The sequence below is a fragment of the Phycobacter azelaicus genome (assembly GCF_014884385.1).
Classification (GTDB): domain Bacteria; phylum Pseudomonadota; class Alphaproteobacteria; order Rhodobacterales; family Rhodobacteraceae; genus Phycobacter; species Phycobacter azelaicus.
This window is the reverse complement of sequence record NZ_WKFH01000003.1, coordinates 519,745-542,883: the sequence shown is the minus strand read 5'-3', so window position 1 is coordinate 542,883 and position 23,139 is coordinate 519,745. Positions and strand designations below refer to the sequence as shown.

15 protein-coding genes, 1 tRNA gene and 1 pseudogene are annotated in these 23,139 nt (G+C 59.3%); 7 read left to right on the top strand and 10 right to left on the bottom strand.

Annotation, left to right across the window (positions count from 1 at the left end; translation table 11 throughout):
- Positions 1-201: 201 nt before the first annotated feature.
- From INS80_RS03660 to INS80_RS03635, 6 genes are all read right to left on the bottom strand, one after another.
- Positions 202-480 (bottom strand): DUF2160 domain-containing protein, encoded by a 279-nt coding sequence (locus INS80_RS03660; RefSeq protein ID WP_192964318.1) that lies wholly within the window; start codon positions 478-480, stop codon positions 202-204.
- A 1-nt stretch (position 481) separates the two neighbouring features.
- On the bottom strand, positions 482-1,279 hold the full coding sequence (locus tag INS80_RS03655; RefSeq protein WP_192964317.1) for a carbohydrate ABC transporter permease: 798 nt from the start codon (positions 1,277-1,279) through the stop codon (positions 482-484).
- Between the two features lie 11 nt (positions 1,280-1,290).
- A complete protein-coding gene (locus INS80_RS03650) occupies positions 1,291-2,154 on the bottom strand; it encodes a carbohydrate ABC transporter permease (protein WP_192964316.1) in 864 nt (287 codons plus the stop codon).
- A complete protein-coding gene (locus tag INS80_RS03645) occupies positions 2,151-3,236 on the bottom strand; it encodes an ABC transporter ATP-binding protein (protein ID WP_192964315.1) in 1,086 nt (361 codons plus the stop codon). The genes INS80_RS03650 and INS80_RS03645 overlap by 4 nt, the downstream gene beginning before the upstream one ends.
- An 8-nt stretch (positions 3,237-3,244) precedes the next feature.
- Positions 3,245-4,321: an ABC transporter ATP-binding protein gene (locus INS80_RS03640; RefSeq protein ID WP_192964314.1), complete on the bottom strand. Its 1,077-nt coding sequence runs from the start codon at positions 4,319-4,321 to the stop codon at positions 3,245-3,247.
- A gap of 192 nt (positions 4,322-4,513) precedes the next feature.
- Positions 4,514-6,247, bottom strand: a complete 1,734-nt coding sequence (locus tag INS80_RS03635) for an ABC transporter substrate-binding protein (protein WP_192964313.1) — start codon at positions 6,245-6,247, stop codon at positions 4,514-4,516.
- A gap of 658 nt (positions 6,248-6,905) precedes the next feature.
- On the opposite strand from INS80_RS03635, the gene INS80_RS03630 reads away from it, so the two are divergent.
- From INS80_RS03630 to INS80_RS03605, 6 genes are all read left to right on the top strand, one after another.
- Positions 6,906-9,191: a FecR domain-containing protein gene (locus INS80_RS03630; RefSeq protein ID WP_192964312.1), complete on the top strand. Its 2,286-nt coding sequence runs from the start codon at positions 6,906-6,908 to the stop codon at positions 9,189-9,191.
- A 28-nt stretch (positions 9,192-9,219) separates the two neighbouring features.
- On the top strand, positions 9,220-14,106 hold the full coding sequence (locus tag INS80_RS03625; RefSeq protein WP_192964311.1) for a PKD domain-containing protein: 4,887 nt from the start codon (positions 9,220-9,222) through the stop codon (positions 14,104-14,106).
- On the top strand, positions 14,103-15,839 hold the full coding sequence (locus tag INS80_RS03620) for an adenylate/guanylate cyclase domain-containing protein (protein ID WP_192964310.1): 1,737 nt from the start codon (positions 14,103-14,105) through the stop codon (positions 15,837-15,839). Before INS80_RS03625 ends, INS80_RS03620 begins: the two co-directional genes overlap by 4 nt.
- 76 nt (positions 15,840-15,915) lie before the next feature.
- Positions 15,916-17,058, top strand: a complete 1,143-nt coding sequence (locus INS80_RS03615; protein WP_192964309.1) for a THUMP domain-containing class I SAM-dependent RNA methyltransferase — start codon at positions 15,916-15,918, stop codon at positions 17,056-17,058.
- 79 nt (positions 17,059-17,137) lie between these two features.
- Positions 17,138-18,376: a lytic murein transglycosylase gene (locus INS80_RS03610; protein ID WP_192964308.1), complete on the top strand. Its 1,239-nt coding sequence runs from the start codon at positions 17,138-17,140 to the stop codon at positions 18,374-18,376.
- A gap of 169 nt (positions 18,377-18,545) precedes the next feature.
- A tRNA-Met gene (locus INS80_RS03605) sits at positions 18,546-18,622 on the top strand.
- A gap of 478 nt (positions 18,623-19,100) precedes the next feature.
- On the opposite strand, the pseudogene INS80_RS03600 reads toward INS80_RS03605, so the two are convergent.
- The 3 genes and pseudogenes from INS80_RS03600 to INS80_RS03590 form a co-directional block, all read right to left on the bottom strand.
- Positions 19,101-19,478, bottom strand: a pseudogene (locus INS80_RS03600) (integrase core domain-containing protein); the annotation flags it as partial.
- A gap of 29 nt (positions 19,479-19,507) precedes the next feature.
- Complete coding sequence (locus INS80_RS03595) at positions 19,508-20,095, bottom strand: hypothetical protein (protein WP_192964307.1); 588 nt, start codon at positions 20,093-20,095, stop codon at positions 19,508-19,510.
- A gap of 251 nt (positions 20,096-20,346) precedes the next feature.
- Entirely contained in the window at positions 20,347-21,291 is a 945-nt protein-coding gene (locus INS80_RS03590) for a tyrosine-type recombinase/integrase (protein ID WP_192964306.1), read from the bottom strand.
- 180 nt (positions 21,292-21,471) lie between these two features.
- Between INS80_RS03590 and INS80_RS03585 the strand changes: the two genes are divergently transcribed.
- Positions 21,472-22,170, top strand: coding sequence for a hypothetical protein (locus INS80_RS03585; RefSeq protein WP_192964305.1), 699 nt, complete (start codon positions 21,472-21,474; stop codon positions 22,168-22,170).
- Positions 22,171-22,775: 605 nt separating this feature from the next.
- Here the strand turns inward: INS80_RS03585 and INS80_RS03580 are convergent.
- The gene (locus INS80_RS03580; RefSeq protein ID WP_192964304.1) at positions 22,776-23,060 is read right to left on the bottom strand and encodes a hypothetical protein; all 285 of its coding nucleotides are present in this window, start codon (positions 23,058-23,060) and stop codon (positions 22,776-22,778) included.
- Positions 23,061-23,139 lie beyond the last annotated feature (79 nt).

Below are 23,139 nucleotides of genomic sequence, written 5' to 3'. Positions count from 1 at the left end.
TTTCGCGCGCTTTCATTCTGCAACGGGGAGGTGACGTGATTTCCCTTTGTTGTGTGCGGTGCTGGCGGTTTGTTTTTTGGCTGAGAGGGCCTTGAGGGGCAGGTGTGCCCTCAAGGCCGGTTTCAATTTTGGTTGGTATTGCGCGTCATGGACAAGCCGCCTTTGGCGGGGCCTGCGGCCCCCTTGACCCGCTAGCTAGGGTTAGACCTTCCAGAAGCAGAATACGCCCCAGGCAATGGCAAGGCCTAGCGGGGTCCAGAGCGGCATGCCGACAAGGCCCAGCCAGGCGAGGAAGATGTAGGCCGTGCCCAACAGGCTGATGAACAGCCGGTCCCCGCGTGTGGTGGTGAGACCCAGCACACCTTTGCGCATGTCGCCGCCGGGGTTGCGGATTTCCAGCACGATTAGCACCGCGATGGCAGAGAAGATACCGATGAATACCAAGGCCGTTGGCCAGGTCCAGGCCATCCATGACAGCATGTCAAACCCTCCCCATCGCAAAGCCTTTTGCGATGTAGTTGCGGACGAACCAGATCACGATGGCGCCCGGAATGATTGTAAGTGTGCCCGCAGCCGCCAGAAGGCCCAGTTCGTACCCTGCACTGGAGGCGGTCTTGGTCATGGTTGCGGCGATGGGTTTGGCCGCCACGGCTGTGAGTGTCTTGGCCAGCAGCAGTTCCACCCAGGAAAACATGAAGCAGAAGAAGGCTGCAACGCCGACCCCGGCTTTGATCGAGGGGATGAAGATCACCGCAAAGAAGCGCGGGAAGGAGTAGCCATCCACATAGGCGGTTTCATCCAGTTCTTTAGGGACGCCCCCCATGAAGCCTTCGAGGATCCAGACCGCCAGCGGGATATTGAACAGACAGTGGGCCAGGGCCACGGCCAGATGGGTGTCAAACAGCCCGACAGCGGAATAGAGCTGGAAGAAGGGCAGGGCAAAAACGGCGGCAGGCGCCATCCGGTTGGTCAGGAGCCAGAAGAACAGCTGCTTGTCGCCCAGAAACCTGTAGCGGCTGAAAGCGTATGCTGCAGGCAGCGCCACCGCGACCGAGATCACGGTGTTGATCGACACATAAAGGATCGAGTTGATGTAGCCCCAGTACCAAGTCGGATCGGTAAAGATCGTCTGGTAGTTCTCCAGCGTGAAGGTCTGGGGAAAGAGAGAGAACCCTGCAAGGATCTCATTGGTTGTCTTGAAGCTCATCGCCACCAGCCAGTAGATCGGCAGCATGAGAAACAGGATATAGACGATGGGAACGATAGATCTTTTCTGCACGTTTCCCTCCCTTAGTTCAGATCATCCTTGGTCATCAGCGTGTAGAACAACCAGCTGACGAGCAGGGTGATGGCAAAATAGATGAGCGACATGGCGGCGGCGGGACCAAGGTCAAACTGACCGAGCGCGATTTTCACCAGATCAATGGACAGAAGCGTGGTGGAGTTGCCGGGGCCGCCCCCGGTCAGGACGAAAGGCTCGGTGTAGATGTTGAAACTGTCCATGAACCGCAGAAGGATGGCGATGGTCAGGACGGTTTTCATCTTTGGCAACTGGATAAAGCGGAACACAGCCCAGTTTGAGGCGCCGTCGATCTTGGCCGCCTGGTAATAGGCGTCGGGGATCGACACGAGGCCCGCGTAGCTCAGCAGCACCACAAGCGAGGTCCAGTGCCAGACATCCATGGTGACGATGGTGACCCAGGCCGCAACAGGATCCTGTGTCATGTCATAGTTGATGCCAAGGACATGGTTCAGAAAATACCCCAAAAGGCCGATATCGGGCAGGGTAAAGATGTTCCACATGGCCCCCACGACGTTCCAGGGGATCAGCATCGGCAGGGCCATCAGCACGAGGCAGACCGGCACCCAGAACCCCTTGCGTGGCATTGACAGGGCAATTGCGATGCCCAGCGGCACTTCAATGATGAGGATCAGGAAGGTGAACAGGAACTGGCGGCCAAGGGCATCGTGGAACCGTTCTGAACGCAGGATCTGCTGGAACCAGTCGAGCCCTTGCCAGAAGAAGACGTTGTCGCCAAAGGTTTCCTGCACCGAATAGTTGACCACTGTCATCATCGGTATCAGCGCGTTGAAGGCGACAAGTGCCAGAACGGGCAGGACGAACAGCCAGGCTTTCTGGTTTTCGGTCTTCATGCCATGGCCTCCTTTGGCGTGGTGGCGAGCCAGCCATCGACATAAAGCCGTGTCTGATCGCGTCGGAACTCAAGGTGAACGGTTGCGCCTTTTTCCGGTGCATCGCCTTCGATGATGGCGTTGATGCGCTCTCCGCCTGCGGTGCATTCTACAACCGTGTGGCGGCCAACGTCCGAAACCTTGGTGACGGTTGCGGGCAGACCGTTGGTGCCGAGAGAAACGAATTCGGGGCGGATGCCGATTTCGGTCTTGCCCTGCGGTGTGCCTTTTATCGGGCCTTCCAGGGCAATCGCCTGATCGGCAAATTGTGCTTGGCCGTCCACCAGGGCGCAGGGCAGGATGTTCATCCCCGGCGAGCCGATGAAGTGGCCGACAAAGGTATGCGCGGGGCGTTCGAACAGCTCGACCGGCGTGCCGACCTGCACCACCTCGCCCAACTCCATCACCACCACCTGATCGGCAAAGGTCAGTGCCTCGGTCTGGTCGTGGGTGACGTAGATCATGGTCGCCTTGACCCGCTGGTGCAGCTCTTTCAGCTTGGAACGTAGCTTCCATTTCAGATGCGGGTCGATCACCGTCAGCGGCTCGTCGAACATCACCACATTGACGTCCTCGCGCACGAGGCCGCGTCCCATCGAGATCTTTTGCTTGGTGTCGGGGCTGAGGCCCGCGGCGCGGGTATTCAGCATCTCGGTCAGCTCCAGCATCTCGGCAATGGCCGTGACACGGGTTTTGACCGTGGCCTCATCCCGGCCGCGATTGCGCAGGGGGAAGGCCAGGTTGTCGTAGACCGTCATGGTGTCGTAGATCACCGGAAACTGGAACACCTGCGCGATGTTGCGCTGATCGGGGGGCAGGGTTGTGACGTCCCGATCATCGAACAGGATCTTGCCTTCGGATGGCACCAGGAGGCCCGAAATGATGTTGAGCAGAGTGGACTTGCCGCAGCCCGAGGGGCCAAGCAGCGCATAGGCGCCGCCATCGGACCAATCGAGATCGATTTCCTTAAGCGCGTAGTCGGAGTTTGAGGACGGGTTCGGAAGATAGCTGTGACGCAGCTTAGAGAGAGTAATCTTGGCCATGTTTTGCCTCACGCCACGCGGGAGCCATCGGGGGCAAAGACATAGGCCGCCGAAGGATCCATATAGAAATCATGCATTTCACCGACCTCGTAAGGATGAACACCCGCCGAAAGGCTGACCCAGCTGTCGTTTGATCCGGTCAGGCCGAGGTCAAAATGCGCGCTGCTCTCTGATCCTGAAAGTTCGGTCACCTGAACGCGGCCCGCGATGCGCACCGAAGTGCCTGCGCCCGCAGAGGGCAGCACGTGATGGGGGCGAATGGCGATGGTGTAGGTGCCATCGCGCAGATCCGCCGCCGCGCCATCGAGTGCCCAGGAGACATCCCGCGTCAGGTGGGCCATGTTGCCTTCTTTCTGTATTTCGGCGGTATTGATGGGCGGGTCCGAGAATACCCGTGCGGCCTCCACATTGGCCGGATCACGGTAGATATCTGCCGTTGCACCGAACTGGGTCACGCGTCCATCGCGCATCAGGGCGGTCTTGCCGCCCAGCAACAGCGCCTCTTCCGGTTCGGAAGTTGCATAGACCACTACCGCGCCGCGCCCTGCAAAGAGATCAGGAAGCTGGTCGCGCAACTCTTCGCGCAGTTTGTAATCGAGGTTCGCAAGCGGCTCATCCAGGAAAACCGCGCGGCTTTCCTTTGCGATGGCGCGGGCGAGGGCGGTGCGCTGCTGCTGACCACCCGACAGTTCGTGCGGACGCCTGTGCAGCATCGGGCGCAGCTGCAAGATATCGGCGGCTTCTTCTACGCGGCCTTCGATTTCCGACTTGGCCATGCCTGCGACCTTCAGGGGGGAGGCGATGTTGTCGAAGACCGTCATGTGCGGGTAGTTGATGAAAAACTGATGCACCAGGCTGATGTTGCGTTTCTGGGTGCTGAGGCGGGTGACGTCCTGCCCATCCATCCAGACGGTGCCGTCGGCGATCGGATCAAGGCCTGCCATCAGCTTGATAAGCGAGGTCTTACCTGATCCAGTAGCGCCCAGAAGGACGTTGAAGTGACCGCTGTCCAGCACCAGGGATGTGTCCTTGATGTGCTCGATCGCGCCGACGCGCTTGGTCACGTTTCTAAGTTCAAGTGCCATCTTGATTTGACTTTCCGGCATTGTGAGCCGCGAGGCGCCCGGCAAGGCGGTGTCGGCTGCATCCCTGCTGAGGGGCAGGGCAGAGGTGTCGTGTGTGGTGGTAAAGGCCCCGGAGCATCGCGGGGGAGGCTCCGGGGCTTCTCGCCGGGTCAGGTGCAGGGTGTCGCGCCCAAACCCGGCAGGAGGAAAGCCTTACTGCTTGGCCCAGCGGGCAACCAGTTCGTCATAGTTGACGGTCTGGCCTTGCGGCTTTTCGTTCTCCAGCTTCGGCTTGGCGCCGCCATTGGCGAACCACCACTCGGCGTCCTTTTCCTCGTTCAGACGCGGGCCGCAGCCACCGTAGACATTCGCCTGCTCGTCTGCGCGCTGCATCCGGGCCATGGTGATGTCCATTTCCTCGGCGAGGCGATCCATGGCTTCCTGCGGGGTGAAGGCGCCGGAGTTCACGTCGCCGATCTGCTGCCACCAGATTTGCGCCAGCTTCGGATAATCCGGCACGTTCACGCCGGTGGGCGACCATGCCACGCGGTCGGGCGAGCGGTAGAATTCCACCAGGCCACCCAGCTTCGGCGCACGCTCGGTAAAGCTCTCGTGGTTGACCGAGCTGTCGCGGATGAAGGTGAGACCCACATGGGATTTCTTCACGTCCACGGTCTTGGAGACCACGAACTGCGCATAGAGCCATGCAGCCTGTGCGCGGTCCAGCGGCGTGGACTTGAGGAAGGTCCAGGAGCCAACGTCCTGATAGCCCACCTTCTGGCCTTCTTCCCAGTAAGGACCATGCGGCGAAGGCGCCATGCGCCACAGCGGGGTGCCGCTTTCATCGACGGTGTTGTTGCCTTCGGATTTCGGCTTTACCATGTCGGCGGTAAAGGCGGTGTACCAGAAGATCTGCTGGGCGACGTTGCCTTGCGCCAGGGCGGGCAGGGACTGGTAGAAGTCATAAGACGCCGCACCGGGAGGCGCATATTTGCGCAGCCATTCGTCCCACTTGCGGATCGCATAGACCGCCGCCGGGCCGTTTGCTGCACCACCACGGGTGACGCTTGCGCCAGCCGGGTTACAGCTGCCCGCTTCCATGCGGATGCCCCATTCGTCGATCGGGACACCGTTCGGCTCACCCTTGGAGCCGGCACCCGCCATCGACAGCCAGGCATCGGTCATGCGCCAGCCAAGGTCGGGTGCGCGCTTGCCGTAGTCCATGTGGCCATAGATATCGACGCCATCGATGTTTTTCACGTCTTCCGAGAAGAACTCGGCGATGTCCTCATAGGCGGACCAGTTGACCGGCACACCCAGATCATAGCCGTACTTCGCCTTGAAGGCCGCTTGCAGGTCTTCGCGGTCGAACCAGTCCTTGCGGAACCAGTAGAGGTTCGCGAACTGCTGGTCAGGCAGCTGATAGAGGTCTCCATCGGGACCCGTGGTGAACTGGGTGCCCATGAAGTCAGCCAGATCCAGGCCCGGGTTTGTCACGCTGGCAAAATCGCCCGCCATCATGTCGGTCAAGTTGTAGGCCAGCTGTAGGCGCGAGTGGGTGCCGATCAGGTCGGAATCGTTGACATAGGCGTCATAGAGGTTCCGCTTGGTCTGCATCTGGGTCTGAACCGCCTGCACAACCTCACCTTCGCCGAGGATCTGGTGATTCACCTTGATCCCGGTGATCTCCTCAAAGGCCTTGGTCAGCACTTCGGATTCATAGCTGTGCGTGGGGATGCCCTCGGACAGCACGTTGATCTCCATACCCTTGTAGGGCTCGGCTGCCTGAATGAACCACTGCATTTCCGACAGCTGTTCGTCTTTGGTCAAAGCCGAGGGCTGGAATTCCTCATTGATCCATTTCTTGGCAGCGGCCTCATCGGCATAGGCTGCCTGTCCCGCAACCACGGCGCAAACCGCTGCTGCGGACAAAAGATACCTGCGCATCTTTCTCCTCCCTAAAGTCATTATTGTCAGTTGTGCGTTCAATGCACCTGACTGCATCAGACGTTTCACAGGGCGCGGCATCTTGTCAAACTAAAAAATTAGTAATGATTTAAGTACCTGATAATAAGTCAAAATAATAATGTCGCTTTGATGGATTGGGATGCTGCTGATGCAGAATTTATCGCGCTGCGTTGCGGCGTAAAGGTGGTGTGCCAGGCGAGCCGTGGAGAACTGTACCCGTGGCTGGGCAGCATTGCTTGGCTTTGCCGCGAAAGGCAGAGCGGGTCACAGATCTGCTCATACCCCGGGCCACAGTACCCGCCACAAACCCGGTTCTGCCGGCAAGACCTGCCTTTACTGGCTCTGCAATCAGGTTTGGGATCTTGGCGTTCGAAACAAGTGCAATAGGCACGATTTGGGCAGCTCGTCACGCGCCACGGGCCGGGGCCATGCGCAGGCAGGTTTAATTATTTCCTTTGAAACTGAGAGATTCTGGGGCGTAATTGGAGCAATACGACTACGACTGCGACGTTGGTCACGTCAGGTCCCGCGTGTGCCAGCCTCGTTTGATTGAACGGATTTGTTTATGCCGAGGCGATTTACAACAAGAACGGCAAAGCACCTGTTGGTCTCAGCGCTGCGGGTTTTGGGTTCTGTGTTGTTGGTATCGTTGCCGGTCTCTGGCCCTGCCCTGTCGCAGAATGACCCGCTGGATGTGCCACTCGTGCCGGTCGAATTCCGGCCCGGTGATACCATTCGTACCGTGGTCGACATGCATCTCAACGATCCGAATCTTTGGCCGACCGTACTGGCGTTGAACAACATCGCTTCGCCCGTGGATCTGCGGCCCGGGATGCGCTTGCTGCTGCCCGTAGGGCAGGTGCGTGCGGCGGACGCAGCGCTTCGGACGTCCTTGACGGCAATTCAATCGGCCAATGCCGAGGGTGCAGGCATCTTTGCGCCGGTCGAGATCGGACAGGCCATTGAAAACCGTGATCTAGCGGTCGGTCAGCGCAGTGCCGGAGCCTGGCGCCAGGTTGTAAGCCTTGCCGATCTGGCCACCGAATTTGCCGGGGCCGCGCTTGAACTCTCCATCGCCCAGCGAGACCGGGCCGCTGAGGCTATCGTGTCTGATGTGCAGGGCAAGGTAGAAGGTCGGGCGCCCACGGAGCCGGCCTGGTCAGGGCGGCAGTTGGACGACATCCTCGTCGAGTTCGAGCGCGTGCGCACGCTTTCAGCCAGTACCACGCAGATCACCTTTCGTGACCTCAGTCGCCTGCGTCTCAATCCCAATTCCAACGCAACGATACAGCGCATGCGCTCGGATCCTTTGACGGGCGGCGAAGTGACCAAGGTGACCCTTGCAAACGGGGATTTCTACGCCCTTCTCAACCAACTCACCGAGAAGACCACATTCGAAATCGATGTTCCCGGGCTGCGGACCCGGACCAATTCGGCCGATTTCTGGATCAAGAACGACGACAGCGGCGCACGCTTCGTGAATTACGACAGCACCGATCTTGAGATCGCTCAAGGCACGGACCGCATCGTGGTTGGAAAGAACGAGGGTGTGGTCATCGCGGACGGAAAGGCAGCGCGTGCACCTGTTCTGAGCGGACCTGTTTTACGCGCGCCTTTGCAGGGAGAAACCCTCTACACCGAGGCTGTCTCGCTCCGGTGGGAGCCTTTCCCCGATGCCAAGGCCTATTGGCTTGAGGTGGCCAGCGATCCGGCCTTCAACGTCATGAAGCTGTCGCAATGGGGCGTGAGCGAGCCTGGCTATGCCGCCGAGTTGCCTCCTGACCGGTACTTCTGGCGCGTGGCCGCGTTGGATCAACTCGGCTTGCCCGGCGCTTGGAGCACGCCACGGGGGTTTTCAATTCGTGAGGACAATGTGCCGCCCTATCTGGCCCTGCTCGCGCCGTCACAGCAGGCTGTCCTGTCAAAGCCCGATGTGCTGGTGCTGGGCGCAACAGAGGCCAATACGCGCCTTCTTCTGAACGGTGAGCCGCTCGAAGCGTCCAGCGACGGCACGTTCGAAAAACGGTTATCATTGGAGCCGGGAAAGGCGGTTCTTTCCGTCACAGCCGTTGATCCTGCAGGAAACCGCACCACGCGGGAGGTCACTGTCTTCTACAGACCGACTGTGGCTGTCACCATCGCTTTGGATGCCGATTTGCCGCGTATTGGCGGTGCGCTCGCCACCCGTGCGAAAGACGTGTCGGTCAGTGCGACAACGAATGCATCGCCAGGGGCGGAGGTGCTTATTCTGGGCGGGCAGGACCAGGAGGTCTTGCGGACAAGGGTTCTTGAGGGTGGCGCCCTGTCGTTCTCGGTTCCGGCATCTGACCCTGCGCTGGACTATAGGGTCGAAGTGCTTTCGCCTGACGGAGCCGCGGAAGGACAGCTGACTTTTGCGGCGCTCCGGGATCGGACCCCGCCGGAGATTATCTTGGATGCACCGGTCCCGCTCGCGGTCGGCGAAGACATCTTGCGGCTCGAGGGTCATGTCGGTGATGCGGTGTCTCTGTTGGTCAACGGTGATGAGATACCACTGAACGCAGAGCGCTTTGCCTATGATGTTCAGCTTGTGGCCGGACGCAACAAGATCGAGCTGCTGGCCGTGGACGCGGTTGGCAACGTGGCCGTCAAACAGCTCAACACAGTTTTTGACACAGACCCACCTGAAGTCCTTGGTGTGGAGGTGACACGCCCTGACGGCGCCAGCGGGGCAATCGCAATCGAGGTACAGGCGCGGGACGAATCCGGGCTGAGGCAGGCTGCCCCTTTTGTGATCGAAGTCGGTGGTCGTGAAGTCTCGGGGTATTTGCGATGTGAAACCTTGGCTGAAATGTGCCGGGGGATTTTGCCTCCTGAGCCGGGTGATCTGCTTTTGGTGGAAGTCATGATTGAGGACTACGTGGGAAATGCGGCTTTCCGCTGATGGGGACTGAAAGACAAAGGACCGTGATATGACTGTGAAGAGTCGCAGAACGTTTTGGTCTGCTTTGGTGGGGCTTGGCCTTTGGGGCTTGGCTTGCGCTGGTGCGGTTGAGGCGCAGGGGGGCAGCGCGCAACAGGCATTGATCGTGGTCTACGGGAAGGCGGCCCCAAGCCGCGAGGGCGATGTCGACAACAGGGAGCGGATCTTCTTTAGCGTTCCCAGCGACCAGGCGGATCGGCTCTTTTTGCGCCTTCTCGATCCCGAAACTTTCGGGGAAGGTGATTTTTCCTACGGTGGTACAGCCGACAGCGTGACCGCTTTTCGCCTGTTTGGTGGAGCAGGTAGCTATTCGGAGGTGGACCTGCCTGCTTTGGTTGAAGATGGAGCGCGGGTCACGCGGGGACTGGTCAAAGAGACCCCGGTCCCGCCGGGGCGGTTGCTGCGCGAAAGAGAATTTGGAAATGATCGATCCACAGATGGCCGCTGGGTGACGCTGACGGCCGTGCAGGCCCGTCAGGGCGAAATCATTGACGGGCGGGCCTACTTTCGCCTCGACGTGATCGGTTCCGGGGGGAATGACGGCAATGGGTTCTCACTGGCCTTGAGCCTTGCGCGTGATCGCAACATCGCACCTGAGGGGCTAGAGATGTTTTCCTACCGGCCAACCGTGCGCTGGCCCGGAAACAGCCCCCCAACCGAGTTGTGGTTCGCGGCTGCGCCCGATGCTGGCCCGCTGACGGTACAGAGCTTTGATGGGGCCAATGGGGATCTGAAGCTGGTCACGCAGTATGAAGACCAGAGCGTCCGGATCTCGGGACAGGACGTCTGGGTATCTGACAGGATCAAGCCGCGCTATGCGGGCGATGGCGAACAGATGGCGCTGGCTCTCTCGGGGGGATTTGAGCTGCCAAATGACGTCACACTGGCTGTCTTCGACGATAGCGGCGCACCGCTGCGACTTGGCATGCCGCCGCGGATTTCGCTTGTTCCTCGCAGACCTGTTGCGGTGGCAAGCGCGAGCCCGCTTGCGGATTGTCGCGCAGTCGGATTTGACGCCAGTCTGTCGGAGGGGCGCGTGCCGCTTTCATTTATGTGGGATTTTGGCGATGGTGCCATGGCATACAATGCTGCTGCCGTCCATCGCTACAAGGAACCGGGGCGCTACACTGCACGCCTGAGGGTGTTGGAGCCTGGAGCGCGTCCAGGCCGCGGTACAAGCCTTGATTTGCCCGTACACGTGCGCAATGCGCCTGTCGCGGTTCCGGGGGACGACATTCTTGTTGCTCCCGGCGAGACCGTGAGCTTTGACGGTAGCGCTTCGCAACCCTCGGACAGTCCGATTGTTCGACACCGCTGGAGCCTTGGTGACGGAACATCAGCCGAGGGCGCCAAGGTGTCTCATGTCTACGACCGACCGGGCACCTACCGAGCGGTCTTGCGGGTGGCAGATGACATGGAGCATCCCTGCAACTTCGGTGTCGCAACACGGCTGGTGTTCGTCAATGCCGGCCCTGTCGCCGAGGCAGGCGGTGATCAGATCAGCACAATTGGGCAGGCTTTACGGTTCTCTGCGGCGGCCAGCTATGACGTCGACGGTGACATCACTCGGTATTCCTGGGATATGGGCGACGGTACGGTTCTGGAAGGAGCCGAAGTTAGCCATGTCTATGACCGTTCGGGTTCCTTTCGTGTCTCGCTGCGCGTGACGGATGACAGTGGCGCTTCAAATCAAATCGCGACAGACGCACTGCGTGTCGATGTGAACATGCCGCCGGAGCCCCGTTTCACGATACCTGATCGGCCGATATCGGTTTCCGAAGTTGCCCGGTTTGACGCAGTTCAAAGTACAGATGAGGATGGGCAGATCCTGTCCTTCATCTGGGATTTCGGTGATGGGACGATGGGCGAAGGTGTGACTGCCAGCTATGCTTGGTCTGAGCCCGGAACCTATGAGGTCACGCTGCTGGTCGAGGATGACAGTGGGACGGCCTCTGCCTTGCAATCGCTGACCCGTGTGGTGCGGGTGGATGCGGCACCGGTGGCAAATGCCGGGCCGGACCAGTTTGTGACGGCTAGCGAGGTTGCCTTTGATGGCACGGCGTCGGTGGATTCCGATGGTGAGGTGATCGAATGGCTGTGGGATTTTGGCGACGGTAGCACGGGGCAGGGGCCAATGCCCCGCCACGCTTATAAACGGGCCGGTGTTTATGACGTTGCGCTGAAGGTGCGCGATGACAGCACGGCCCCGCGCAACACCGACCGGGACACCATGCGGGTCATCATAAATGCTGCGCCGATCGCCGACGCGGGTCCGCCGCAAACCGTGGCTCCCGGAGATGAGGTCGTCCTGTCGGGCCGTGCCTCGGTCGATCCGGACGGACAGGTAGCCCGCTATCGTTGGCAGTTCCCGGATGGCAGCGTGAAGGACGGGGAGCGCGTGGCGCATGTTTTCGATGAACCGGGCCTTTATGCGGTGCGCCTCAGCATCGAAGACGATTTTGCCGCGCAGCCCGCACGCGATGATAGCGAGGTTCTGATTACGGTAAATGCGCCACCCGTGGCCATTGCCGGGCCAGACAGGCTGGTGGCGCCGGGGGCAACCGTTGCGTTCGATGCCCGGCAAAGCTTTGACAGGGATGGTGGACTGGCATCCTACCGCTGGGAGTTCGACGATCTGGGAAGCCCACTTGACGCCGCCCAAGTGGAGCGCGCCTATGTCGCGCCGGGCGTTTGGTCGGTTCAACTGGTGGTCACGGATGAAGCCGGTGTGGCCAACAGCACTGCGGTCGACGGCCTGACTGTTCGGGTCAATCATCCCCCTATCGCTGATGCAGGCCCAGAAATCGAGACCGAGCAGACATATGTCACCTTTGATGGCGGCGCCTCAAGCGACGGGGATGGCGACGCCTTGATGTATGAATGGGATTTTGGTGACGATACCCCCCGTCGAAAGGGCGAGCAAGTCACCCATGTCTTTCCCGGACCGGGCGTCTATCCGGTTACGCTATGGGTGGACGATGGAACAGGGCTTAACAATGCGCGCTCTGTTTCTGCAACGCGCGTTACCATCCGCGCAAGACCGCTTGCAAATGCGGGCGGCAACCGTGAGGTCTGCTCGGGAGAACCGATCCTGTTTGACGCCTCAGGCAGCCGCGACCCGGATGGCGGGCTGTTGCTTTATGCCTGGGATTTTGGGGACGGGGATACTTCGGATTTGATAAATCCAAGCAAAACCTATGAAAACCCGGGCGTCTATCCTGTTACTCTGACCGTGCGCAATGAAACTGGGAGCACATACGGCAGCGCGGTGGACCGGATCGCAGCTGTGGTGCGGGAGGGGCCTATTGCCGCAGCCGGGCCAGACAGAACCGTTTGCACCAACCAGCCGGTGCGTTTTGACGGCACGCAGTCGACCGATGCGGACGGGGCCGTGAATGCCTTTGCCTGGACCTTCGGCGACGGCGGAAGCGGCAGCGGCGCTACGCCCGAATACCGATTCACAAGTCCTGGGACTTACACGGTGACCCTCACGATCTCTGGTGATGCCAGAAACAGCTGCAGCCCGCTTGATACCGATACGGCCGAGGTAATTGTCGTCGCCGCGCCCGAGCCGGTGATCTTGGCGCCAGATCGTGGGGGGGTGAACGAACAGCTGAGCTTTGCTGCTGAGATCCGCAACCTCGCAGAGGAAAGCGTTACAGCGCTGACCTGGGATTTTGGAGATGGCACCACCGCAACGGGCGCCGAGGTCTCGCACCGTTTTGCCAAAGCGGGGCGCTATCCGGTGGTGCTGACCCTCGCATTGGAGGGAGGCACAAAAGGTTGTGATGTCCTGATGACAACGCGCGAGATCACCATCAATGCGCCGCCCATGGCTGTTTTTGAGGCGCCGTTGCAGGTCTCTGTAGGTGAAGACTTTCGCCTGGATGCAGGGGGCAGTGCGGACTCTGATGGAGCTATCACAGGCTTTGAATGGGATTTCGGCGATGGGCGCAGTAACGATGGCGTACTTGCCTCTCATCGTTATGAAGAGGCAGGTACCTACAAGGTGCGCCTGAAGGTGACGGATGACGCGGGAGTTTCCAATAGCACTTCGGTCGCAGTGCAGCAGATCACGGCGAACCCGCGCCCCTTTGCAGGGCTTGCTCTGGAGAGAGCGGTTTGCCCCGGTGAGCCGATAACCTGGCAAATCCCGCTGGCTAGCTCTGAAACGGCCAGCTGGCTTTTTGATCGGACCACGGTGGCCAATGGCGCCAAGGTCAGCCACGCGTTCGACACACCCGGCAGTTTTCCGGTGTCGCTGACGCTGACGGATGGCTCGGATCTGATCGGCGCAACGCGGCGCGAAGAGGTCCATGTGCGCGTCAATGATGCCCCCACTGCCATGGCTGGACCGGACCGTCTTGCCTGCCCTGGAGACATGCTGCGTTTTGATGCTGGGGCCTCAGCCGATCTGGATGGGAACCTTATTGAATGGATCTGGACGTTCAGCGATGGGACGGTGCTTGAAGGAGCACAGGTGGAGCGTGCCTTTGACAGTCCCGGCGCAGGAACCGTAACCCTTTCGGTGCGCGATGATAGCGGCGCTTCCGAGTGTGATACGGGGATGGACACGGCCCAGATCCTGATCAATGCACCACCGCTGGTGGAGGCGGGACCGGATCGAGAGGTTCTGGTGGGGGCTGCCCATGATGTCGTATCGTTTGATGCCTCCGATGTGCAGGATCCGGAAGGGCAGGGTGTGCGGCTGACCTGGGCTTTTGGCGACGGCGCGCGCGCAAGCGGTGCTGTGACGCGTCATCGGTACGCAAGCCCCGGAGACTATACCGTGACACTCGAGGGGCGTGATGCCACCGGCCTTGCTTGTGGCGTTGCGCGCGATACAGCGCAGATCACCGCGGTGGCGCGGCCATGACGCGCCTTCGCTTTCCCCTGCGCGCCAAGTTCTTTCTCTTTGCGGTTCTGCTGGCAGTGGGACCGCTCATCCTCGTGGCCCAGAACATCAGTCGCCTCACAAGGGATGAGCTCAAGAGTGCCGCAAACGAAGATCTGACCTCGGTGGCCGCCGAACTGCGCACGAGCTTTGATAATACGTTTCAGGGGCGCTGGCTGACCCCTTTGATGGTAATACGCAACGGCGTGGATAGTCCCGATCTGGATATTGCGCAGAAGGTATCCTTGTTAACGCTCGGCTTGCAGGAGCTGCCACAAGTGGCGGCGCTTCAGCTCTCTGTTGCCGGGTCTGACCTGCCAATCCTTGTCACAAATTCCAAGTACAGCGGCAGGGTGATCGCTGCTGGCCTCGACCCTGTTGAGGTGCTTTCGACACCCGCGGATCTGATCACCTCTATTTCTGGAACAGGTCAGTTCGGCAGGCCGGTGATCAGCTATATGCCTGAAATCGACACCTGGATGGCTACGCTTGTATTGCCGCTCAACACCTATATCGCGGGGCGGGAGGTGACCATGGCCGCCAAGATCGATCTCGACCTTCTGGCACAGATGGTGGCCTCACATCCCTTTGCGCAGCGCGGTGTGATTGCCATTGTTGATCACGCCGGACGGTTGGTGCTAACCGATCAGCCCCGGGTCATTGCGGACCGACAGATCGTCGCCAGCGCCATGCCGTTGATCGTGGCGGGAGCGCGGGCCGATGCCCTGCAACCCTATGTGCGCCCGGATGGCGAGGCAGTTCTTGGCGCCTATGCCTTTCCCTCGCACTTTCCCTGGGCGGTGATCACCGAACTCAGCGAAGACAATGCCTACGCAGTGGTGAATGCACTGACATGGCAGATCGCCAAAGTGGGGCTGGTCGGGCTAGTGCTGGCCGCCATGGGAGCGTTCTTCATGTCGCAAGGCCTGACCGGACCCATTCTGAAAATCGGCGCCGTCGCGCAAAAGGTGGGGCAGGGGGATTTTGCCGTTCGGGTCAGAGGTGTGAGGAGCCGTGATGAGATCGGGCAGCTGGCGCGGGAGGTGGACCAGATGATCGCCCATCTGGCCGAGCGTCTAGAACTGATGAAGTTTGTCTCTCACAGCACCATGTCCGCCATTCGGAAGGCCGAGGACAGTGGAATGCGGCGCGGCGGTGAGCGGCGGCGTGTTTCGGTCATCTTCACCGACATTCGCGGCTATACCTCCTTTTCCGAAAGCGTGCCGCCGGAAACCGTGGTCGAGGTACTGAACCGCTACTTTGACGTGCAGGCGGGGCTGGTCAACAAATACGGGGGCGATGTGGACAAATTTATTGGGGATGCGCTGGTTGCCGTCTTCGAAGGGGAGCGGATGGAGGAACGCGCCGTTGCCGCCTCTGTCGAGATCATCGCAGACCTTCAAAAACTGCTCAGTGTCTATCCCGAATACAACCTGCATGTTGGCATTGGCGTGGCCTCGGGCGAGGTCGTCATGGGCGCAACCGGCGCGCGGGACCGAATGGATTTCACGGTTCTCGGCTCCACCGTCAACCTGTCGGCCCGTCTTTGCTCAAAAGCGGCCTCGGATCAGGTGCTGGTAGATGAGGCGTCGCAGAACGCGGCTTCCATTTCCGGTCGTTTCCGGTTCGAACCGCTGCCGGCGGTTTCGCTGAAAGGATATGCAGAGCCGGTGCCGGTCTTTGCGGCAAATTTGCGCGTGCCCGTTCGGGCCTGACCTCCGGCTGAACTCAAGTTGGTCTAGCTCAGTTTTTTCGTCGCGGCGCTGCGTCTTTGCCGCTATGGACGGTGCCATGACACATGCTGCTACATTCGAAATCTTCCTCACCGTCGCGCCAGGTCTCGAACAAGCGCTGCTTGCCGAGGTGCGCGAGCAGGGTTTCATGGAACCAAAAGCCGTTCCGGGAGGTGTTGTCGTGCAAGGAGGATGGAGCGACGTCTGGCGCGCCAATCTGTCTCTGCGCGGCGCGGCGCGGGTGTTGGCCCGGATCGGGGAATTTCGCGCTTTTCACTTGGCGCAGCTTGATAAACGCGCCCGAAAGTTCCCTTGGGCAGATGTGCTGCGGGCCGATATCCCCGTACGCGTCGAAGTGGCGACCAACAAGAGGTCAAAGATCTACCATGCAGGGGCTGCGGCCCAGCGGATTGAACGGGCACTGTCCGAGGAACTGGGGGTCGAAATCGTGCCACCCAATGCCCCAGAGGCGCAAAGCAGGGGGAGCGTCACGCTGAAATGCCGGATCGACGACAATCTATGCGTTTTCAGCGTGGATACTTCCGGTGAGGGGCTTCACAAGCGCGGTCATAAAGCCGCGGTGGGAAAGGCTCCGATGCGAGAAACGCTGGCGGCTCTTTTCTTGCGGGAGTGTGGATTTGAGGGATCCGAGGCCGTGGTGGACCCGATGTGCGGCTCTGGCACCTTCGTAATCGAGGCGGCTGAGATCGCGCGTGGGCTGGCGCCGGGGCGCAGCCGCGCCTTTGCATTCGAGCGGCTGGCGAGCTTCGATGCCGCGGCCTGGGAGCAAATACGAAGCACCTGCGAAGAGAAGGAGACGTCACTGACCTTCTTCGGTTCGGACCGCAACGCTGGCGCGGTCGAGATGGCGGCGGCCAATGCCGCGCGCGCTGGTGTTGATGGCTGTACATCGTTCGCGCAGGCGGCCGTCAGCGATCTGCAGCCGCCCGAGGGTGCGCCGGGTCTCGTCATAGTGAACCCACCCTATGGCGCCCGGATCGGCAACAAGAAGCTGCTCTTTGCCCTTTACGGTGCCTTGGGGCAGACTCTGAAGGAACGGTTCTCCGGCTGGCGCGTGGGGGTTGTGACCAGCGACACCGCCCTGGCCAAGGCAACTCAGCTGCCGTTCCTGCCCGTGGGAGCACCTGTGGCGCATGGCGGGCTGAAAATCAGGCTATTCCGCACAGATCCACTCCCCTGACTGGGTGCGATGGCCTCTTGCGACGCGATCTCAGATCGGGTGGTATCAGGCTGTTGGCAACCTGTCGGAGAAAGCCCCCATGCCGCGGCGACTGCTTCTTGTTGTGTCCATGCTCTTGTGGGGAGAAATGGCTGCGGCCCAGGATCGCGCGGTGATCGAGCGGCAGTTCCAAAGCTGGTTGCAGACTGAGATCTGGCCCAAGGCGCGCAAGTTTGGCGTCTCTCAAAAGACTTTCCGTGCGGCCTTTGATGGGGTGCGCCTGAACTGGAAACTTCCAGACCTGGTCCCTCCAGGCAGCACACCACAAGTGCCACGCAAGCAGCGGCAGGCTGAATTTGGCGCGCCCGGTCGTTATTTCAGTCGAGGCGCTGTCGACGGGGCAACATCTGTCGGTCGGCAATTGGCCAAGCGCTACAGCGGCCTGCTTGCGGAAATTGAGCGGCAAACCGGCGTGCCAGGGCACATTGTCCTCGCAATCTGGGGGCGCGAAAGCGCATATGGCCGGGCCGCTATCCCACACGATGCCTTTGAAGTGCTTGGCACCAAGGCATTCATGAGCACCCGGACCGACTATTTCACGCAGGAATTGATCGCGGCTCTAAGGGTGGCAGAGACGGGTGATGTTCCAGCGCGGGCGATGAAAAGCAGCTGGGCCGGAGCGCTGGGCCAGCCCCAGTTCATGCCGTCAAACGTGCTCAAACACGCTGCCGACGGCGACGGTGACGGGCGCGCTGATATCTGGAACTCTGAGGCGGACACCATTGCCTCCATCGGGGCCTATCTTCAGCATCATGGCTGGCAGACAGGGCGTGATTGGGGGTTCGAAGTTTCAGTGCCGCCGTCAGTGTCCTGTGCGCTGGAGGGACCGGATCAGGGGCACAGCATTGCAGACTGGGTTGAGATGGGCGTTACCAGGGTCTCAGGCCGTCCGTTCCCGGATCACGAGCTGTCCGGCCAGGGATTTCTCATGCTGCCTGCGGGACGCCATGGCCCCGCGTTCCTAGTGACCCCTAACTTCTATGTCTTGAAAGACTACAACATGAGTGACCTTTACGCCCTGTTTGTCGGCCATGTGGGCGACCGTATCGCCTTTGGAGTGGGCGATTTCCAGACGCAGTGGTCACCGGTCGATACGATGTTGCGATCCGACGTGGCAACCATGCAACGGGCGCTTGAAAAGCAGGGTTATGATGTCGGTGGTGCGGACGGTTTGGCGGGGTTCAGGACCAGGCGCTCCATCGGTCGCTGGCAAGAATCTTTGGGCTTTGCCGTCACATGTTTTCCCGACGCAGCGGTCCTGTCCGCTCTGGCCGACTGATTCCTTCACTCAAGGGGCTACCGTCGAAGAAAGCCGCCTTCATACAAGCATATGAAAACGCAGTTCTATTTCTGCTTCGACTGATTTTTTTCAAAGAAATGCATGTCACGCCCAGATTCTAGCTTGACCCTTACGGCCCCATTCCGTAAACGGCCACCACACAGCGAGTGGCGGAGTAGCTCAGCTGGTTAGAGCAGCGGAATCATAATCCGCGTGTCGGGGGTTCAAGTCCCTCCTCCGCTACCACATTTCCCTTAGAAGAATGACTTGATCCTAGATGGGAAAGCCGCTGGGGAGCGGTGTGCGTCGTTCTGCTTCTTCGATGCCATGAGTTAACGCTGGAGGGTACTCGTTCCAGTGGCGGATGCGCATCGTCAATGCGTTCGGCGAAGTAGGGGGCTCCTTGTCAAAGCCTGGGGTACGACCTGACCAAGATCCGCCATTGATGCAAGAGGGCAGGTCCCAGCCCGAAGCGGACATGACCTGTGCAGCCGCAGCACCGGAGCCACCAGGCAAGGGGCGGCTTCCTGTCATTCGCTGCAGGTGCGAGATGACGAAGTAATTCAATCCTTGTGGCTCTTGGTTGCCTTTAGTTCCACATACAAGGATTTTGGTGTGGGGCGGAAATTGCATTCCGACCGGGCTCATTGCTCAACTCCTCAACTGCAGACAGTTTTCCGTAGAGCCAACTGATCAGCCCCACCTGAGTGGTCCGTTTTGATTGTTAGTGCATGACCGGTCTCGGGTCCATCGGGATGATGGTTTCCGGGGCGGGAGGGCGATAGCCCAAGGCACTATGTGGTCGTTTGGTATTGTAGTGTTTCCTCCATTGTTCGATCAGGATTTCCGCTTCCCGAAGGCTGTAGAAGACTTCTCCGTTGAGCAGTTCATCGCGGAACCTGGCATTGAGGCTTTCGCAGTAGCCGTTCTCCCAAGGTGACCCGGGCGCGATGTAGGCGGTCTTGGCGCCGACGGCCCTGATCCAATCTTGAACGGCCTGAGCCACGAACTCCGGGCCGTTGTCAGACCGGATGTAATCCGGCACACCCCGCATGATGAACAGGTCGCTCAAGGCATCGATCACGTCACCCGAGTTCAGCTCGTTTCTATTCTACATCGATGATCCGGCAATCACGGCTGCACCTCAGATTGAAGACCGCTTACTTTGAGTGTCCGGCGATCCAAGAGTCCGGCCGCGATAAGGCCGTTGAGTTTTTGCGCTGCAAATGACGCATTGAGCCAGCCCGAGGCGTCTTCGACGTTCATCTTGTAACGTTTGTCGCCCTGGCCAGCCCGTTCAATGTGGTCTTCAAACAGGCCGCTCAGTTCTGACAATCTGAACAGCCCACCTGCGTAGGGCGCCGGGAGTGGTTTCAAACGAAGGTTTTGCCTAGTCGTTGAAAGGTGATTGGCGACTTCCTGGAGGCTCACCAGATCCGGATGGGCCTCGTGCAAATAGGACCCTTCCGGTAGAACAGCCAGAACTCGGCGCGCCGCATCCAGCATGACGTCCTCGGCGCAGCTACCGGATAGGTCAAGCATGACACCCACCTGCCCTTTTCGCCCAAGCCCGATGATTGGATCGTCTTCGGGAACGGCATTGCAGATGTCAGTGACAAGGACGTCCTGGCTGAGCTCATCACAACCGGATAGCACGAAAGAAAGCTCGAAACTGAACCGGCGCTCGATCCCGGACTGAGAACTCATAGGAACTTGCATGGATACCCCTCAACGACCAAGGCTGAGCGCCTCCTCGCCTCCCTATTCAAGTGAGATTCCATGAGGTCAGCCGCTGCCAATAGGGCAGCTTCGTAGGCACAGACATATTTATTGTCAATCGACAAGCATATGTCACGGTTTACCGTGGAGCACCACAGCGAAAGCTTAGCCCCAAGGGCGCCGCCGATTTTCCCCAGCTCTTGCGACAACAGCCGTGTCTCAAGTTCGCGTACCAGGAAAACCCAACTGACCTAGGCAGCGAGCAAGTCACCCTGCATCTTGGCGAAGAGTTCAACATCCTCTTCCGGGCTTTCGAAGAGGTGCCCGTAGACATCCATCGTCATGTTGATCGATGAATGACCAAGCAGCGCCTGGATCTTCTTTGGCGGCCAGTTCTGCTCAATGAACAGCGAGGCTGCAGCATGGCGCAAGGCATGGAAGCTGAACTTTGGTCGCCCTTCCTCGTCTACGATCCCATTCTCCACAAGAAGGGGCACCAGAACGCGATTGTGGATGTTGGAGTGGTTCTCGATCTTTCCCTTACCATTCGGGAATACGAGATCGAGATCCCCCTTTGGGCAATCATCACGCCATGCGCCCAGAACATTGAGAACGATCGGGGCCATCGGAATGCTGCGCTTGCTGGTCCGGCTTTTCGGCTTGCCCATATCGTTGAAGCGGTCAGCCCGTTTCTGGACGTGAATAAGCTTGCGATCAAAGTCGACATACTCCCACGTCAGGCCACGCAGTTCACTGATCCGCATGCCGGTAAAGATCGCCGTGACGATCAGGGGCCGGTGACGTTCCGGCACGTTGTCGAGCATGGTCCGGATCTCATCCTTGGTGGGAATGGTGCGCTCCTCTTCGTCTCGCCGGTTTCGCGGCAACTTCACATCCCTTGCCACATTGTGACTGATCCACTCCCGGTCCAGCGCCTCGCTCAGTGCAGAGCGAAGGCTTCCGAGAACCTTCTTGGTCATGGCCCGAGAAAGGCCCTCATCCTGAAGATCGTCCAGAAAGTCCTTCACATCCGCCCGGGTCAGATCTGTGACCAGCAGATCCCCAATCTTCTTGTCGATGTGATGATCGACGTGACCCCGATAGCTCCGGATCGTTGCCCGCTCCAGATTGTTGCGTTCACACTGTTTCAGCCAGGCATCGCAGGCATTGCGGACGGTCTTTGCAGGACGGCTCATATGCACCTCTACGTTTGAAACTCTCATGTGAGCATTATACTCTGCCCGGGAACGTCCGTCGGGCTATTTCCCTGTCCGGGCGCAAGAAATTCAAACGGATGAGGTATTGCGCAATAAGGGATGCCAGTGATATGCAAATATCGCATTTACGTACTGACTACGCAAAAGATAAACCCAACAATGCCCACCTTCTATGCGCTGATTTCACATGGACCAAACCCACGTTACCGGCCCCAAGAGTATCGTCAGACGCTCGCCTCGTATAAGCTCTTCGAGCTCGCTATGGAGCGATCAAGCGTAGACAGCGATTTCAACTTCCTATTCGACTACGCGCGGAAGGTGGACGATCTTTCGTCACTTCCGGTCCTGAAGGAATTGCTCAAGGTCTCAATGACCCAAAATGCAAGGTTTATCACAGATGACTTCCGCCGGATCTTTGCGCGATGTCCCCTTGATAACCGCATAGCTCTCCTCAACGAAATCCGAGAGCACGGGCAGCATTTCAAAGATCTCCGAACTCGCCAATCCATTACCGAGCTCAGTGACAATCTCGTCAGATCAATCGTCCTCCACCAAGGCCCAGTCAGGTTTCAGCTACCGGGAACCAACAAGAAGACAGAACCCACGGCCAAAGGGAGACGTCAGACAGCACTGGCAACAGCAGTATCGAAACACATGCGGGGGCGCATGGCAGACATGAAAGCAGAAGAACTCGCAAAGCTAAGGGAAGAGCTTTCTTCAGCTGATCATACCCCCACGCTGAAACAGATCGCAGATGAAGCAAACGCCCGGGGCATCCAAACCACACGGGGAAAAGACTGGTCTGCCGCTTCAGTGCAGCGACAGTTGAAACGACTGGAGAAGAAGAAGACACCGTGACCCTCAGCCCCCCGTAAACGCAAGCAATACAGGGGAAAGAGCAAAGCAGTAAGATCAACATGCGTCCCAAAGGGGCAACACAGCACAGAGAGGGTTCTATAAGAGTTGGGTTGGAGAGAACTGATGCTCACCTTCTTTCAGCGCCCCAGAAGGTTCATCTCTTACAGAGACGCAGCACTGGCTCAAATTCGTCAAAACGCCGTGCTCGTAATATTTAAAGAATTTAAGAAGTAATAGTTAAGAGAAGAATCTAGTCATTAGGTGGGCAGATCCGCGCTCAGTCGCGAAATCAGCGGAAAATCGACGATTCACTCAACCCTGGTTGCCCCGGACAAAGCTGATGCGATCTGAGCCCTAAAGTGCCCAAAACACTCATTCTGGTGAAGAAAAGTTTCGGGCACGCGGATGATGGGCCGGTATTGTCGTCGGCATTGCATGCCAACTGGCGGCACACAGGACAGCGTGCCTCTCAAATGTCGCCCCTGACGGGCACCACCCTCTCAGCAGCACACTACCCTTCAAAACCCCACACCCTGCGTTCACGCGCAATATTTGAGCCCCTCAGAGCACATCCGGGCGCAAGGGGGTGGATCCTGATGCACGGGTCAGCCTGCCCAGTCTTTTGACAGGCGGTCCAGGGCACGGTTCACCTTCTTGTTCATCTCCTCCCAGGAGACCAACCGGCCCTTACGGCGCAACGTGACGGGCTTATCGGTAAGTTTCCCCTGCTGATGGCGGCAGAGGTTTATATCATGGATGGCCCGGTGCAGCCGATCTAGCCCGTAGACGCCGCTGCGCTTGAAGACCTCGATCTCGCTGGCCTTCACCGGAAAGCCGAGCGAGACGGTCTCGCAGGGGGCGCCAAAGGTTGGCAGGAAGAACTCGAACACCAGCTTGCGGAGTTCTTTCTGGAAGTCGAACCCGTATAGGTCCGCAACCCGCTCCAGACCAAGGGCTCCATGGCCACCA

Bases quoted from the DNA above. Each gene is read 5' to 3' on its own strand.
- INS80_RS03660 (WP_192964318.1), bottom strand. From the start codon at position 480: ATGCTGTCATGGATGGCCTGGACCTGGCCAACGGCCTTGGTATTCATC.
- INS80_RS03650 (WP_192964316.1), bottom strand. From the start codon at position 2,154: ATGAAGACCGAAAACCAGAAAGCCTGGCTGTTCGTCCTGCCCGTTCTG.
- INS80_RS03645 (WP_192964315.1), bottom strand. From the start codon at position 3,236: ATGGCCAAGATTACTCTCTCTAAGCTGCGTCACAGCTATCTTCCGAAC.
- INS80_RS03640 (WP_192964314.1), bottom strand. From the start codon at position 4,321: ATGGCACTTGAACTTAGAAACGTGACCAAGCGCGTCGGCGCGATCGAG.
- INS80_RS03635 (WP_192964313.1), bottom strand. From the start codon at position 6,247: ATGCGCAGGTATCTTTTGTCCGCAGCAGCGGTTTGCGCCGTGGTTGCG.
- INS80_RS03625 (WP_192964311.1), top strand. From the start codon at position 9,220: ATGACTGTGAAGAGTCGCAGAACGTTTTGGTCTGCTTTGGTGGGGCTT.
- INS80_RS03620 (WP_192964310.1), top strand. From the start codon at position 14,103: ATGACGCGCCTTCGCTTTCCCCTGCGCGCCAAGTTCTTTCTCTTTGCG.
- INS80_RS03615 (WP_192964309.1), top strand. From the start codon at position 15,916: ATGACACATGCTGCTACATTCGAAATCTTCCTCACCGTCGCGCCAGGT.
- INS80_RS03610 (WP_192964308.1), top strand. From the start codon at position 17,138: ATGCCGCGGCGACTGCTTCTTGTTGTGTCCATGCTCTTGTGGGGAGAA.
- INS80_RS03595 (WP_192964307.1), bottom strand. From the start codon at position 20,095: ATGCAAGTTCCTATGAGTTCTCAGTCCGGGATCGAGCGCCGGTTCAGT.
- INS80_RS03590 (WP_192964306.1), bottom strand. From the start codon at position 21,291: ATGAGCCGTCCTGCAAAGACCGTCCGCAATGCCTGCGATGCCTGGCTG.
- INS80_RS03585 (WP_192964305.1), top strand. From the start codon at position 21,472: ATGCCCACCTTCTATGCGCTGATTTCACATGGACCAAACCCACGTTAC.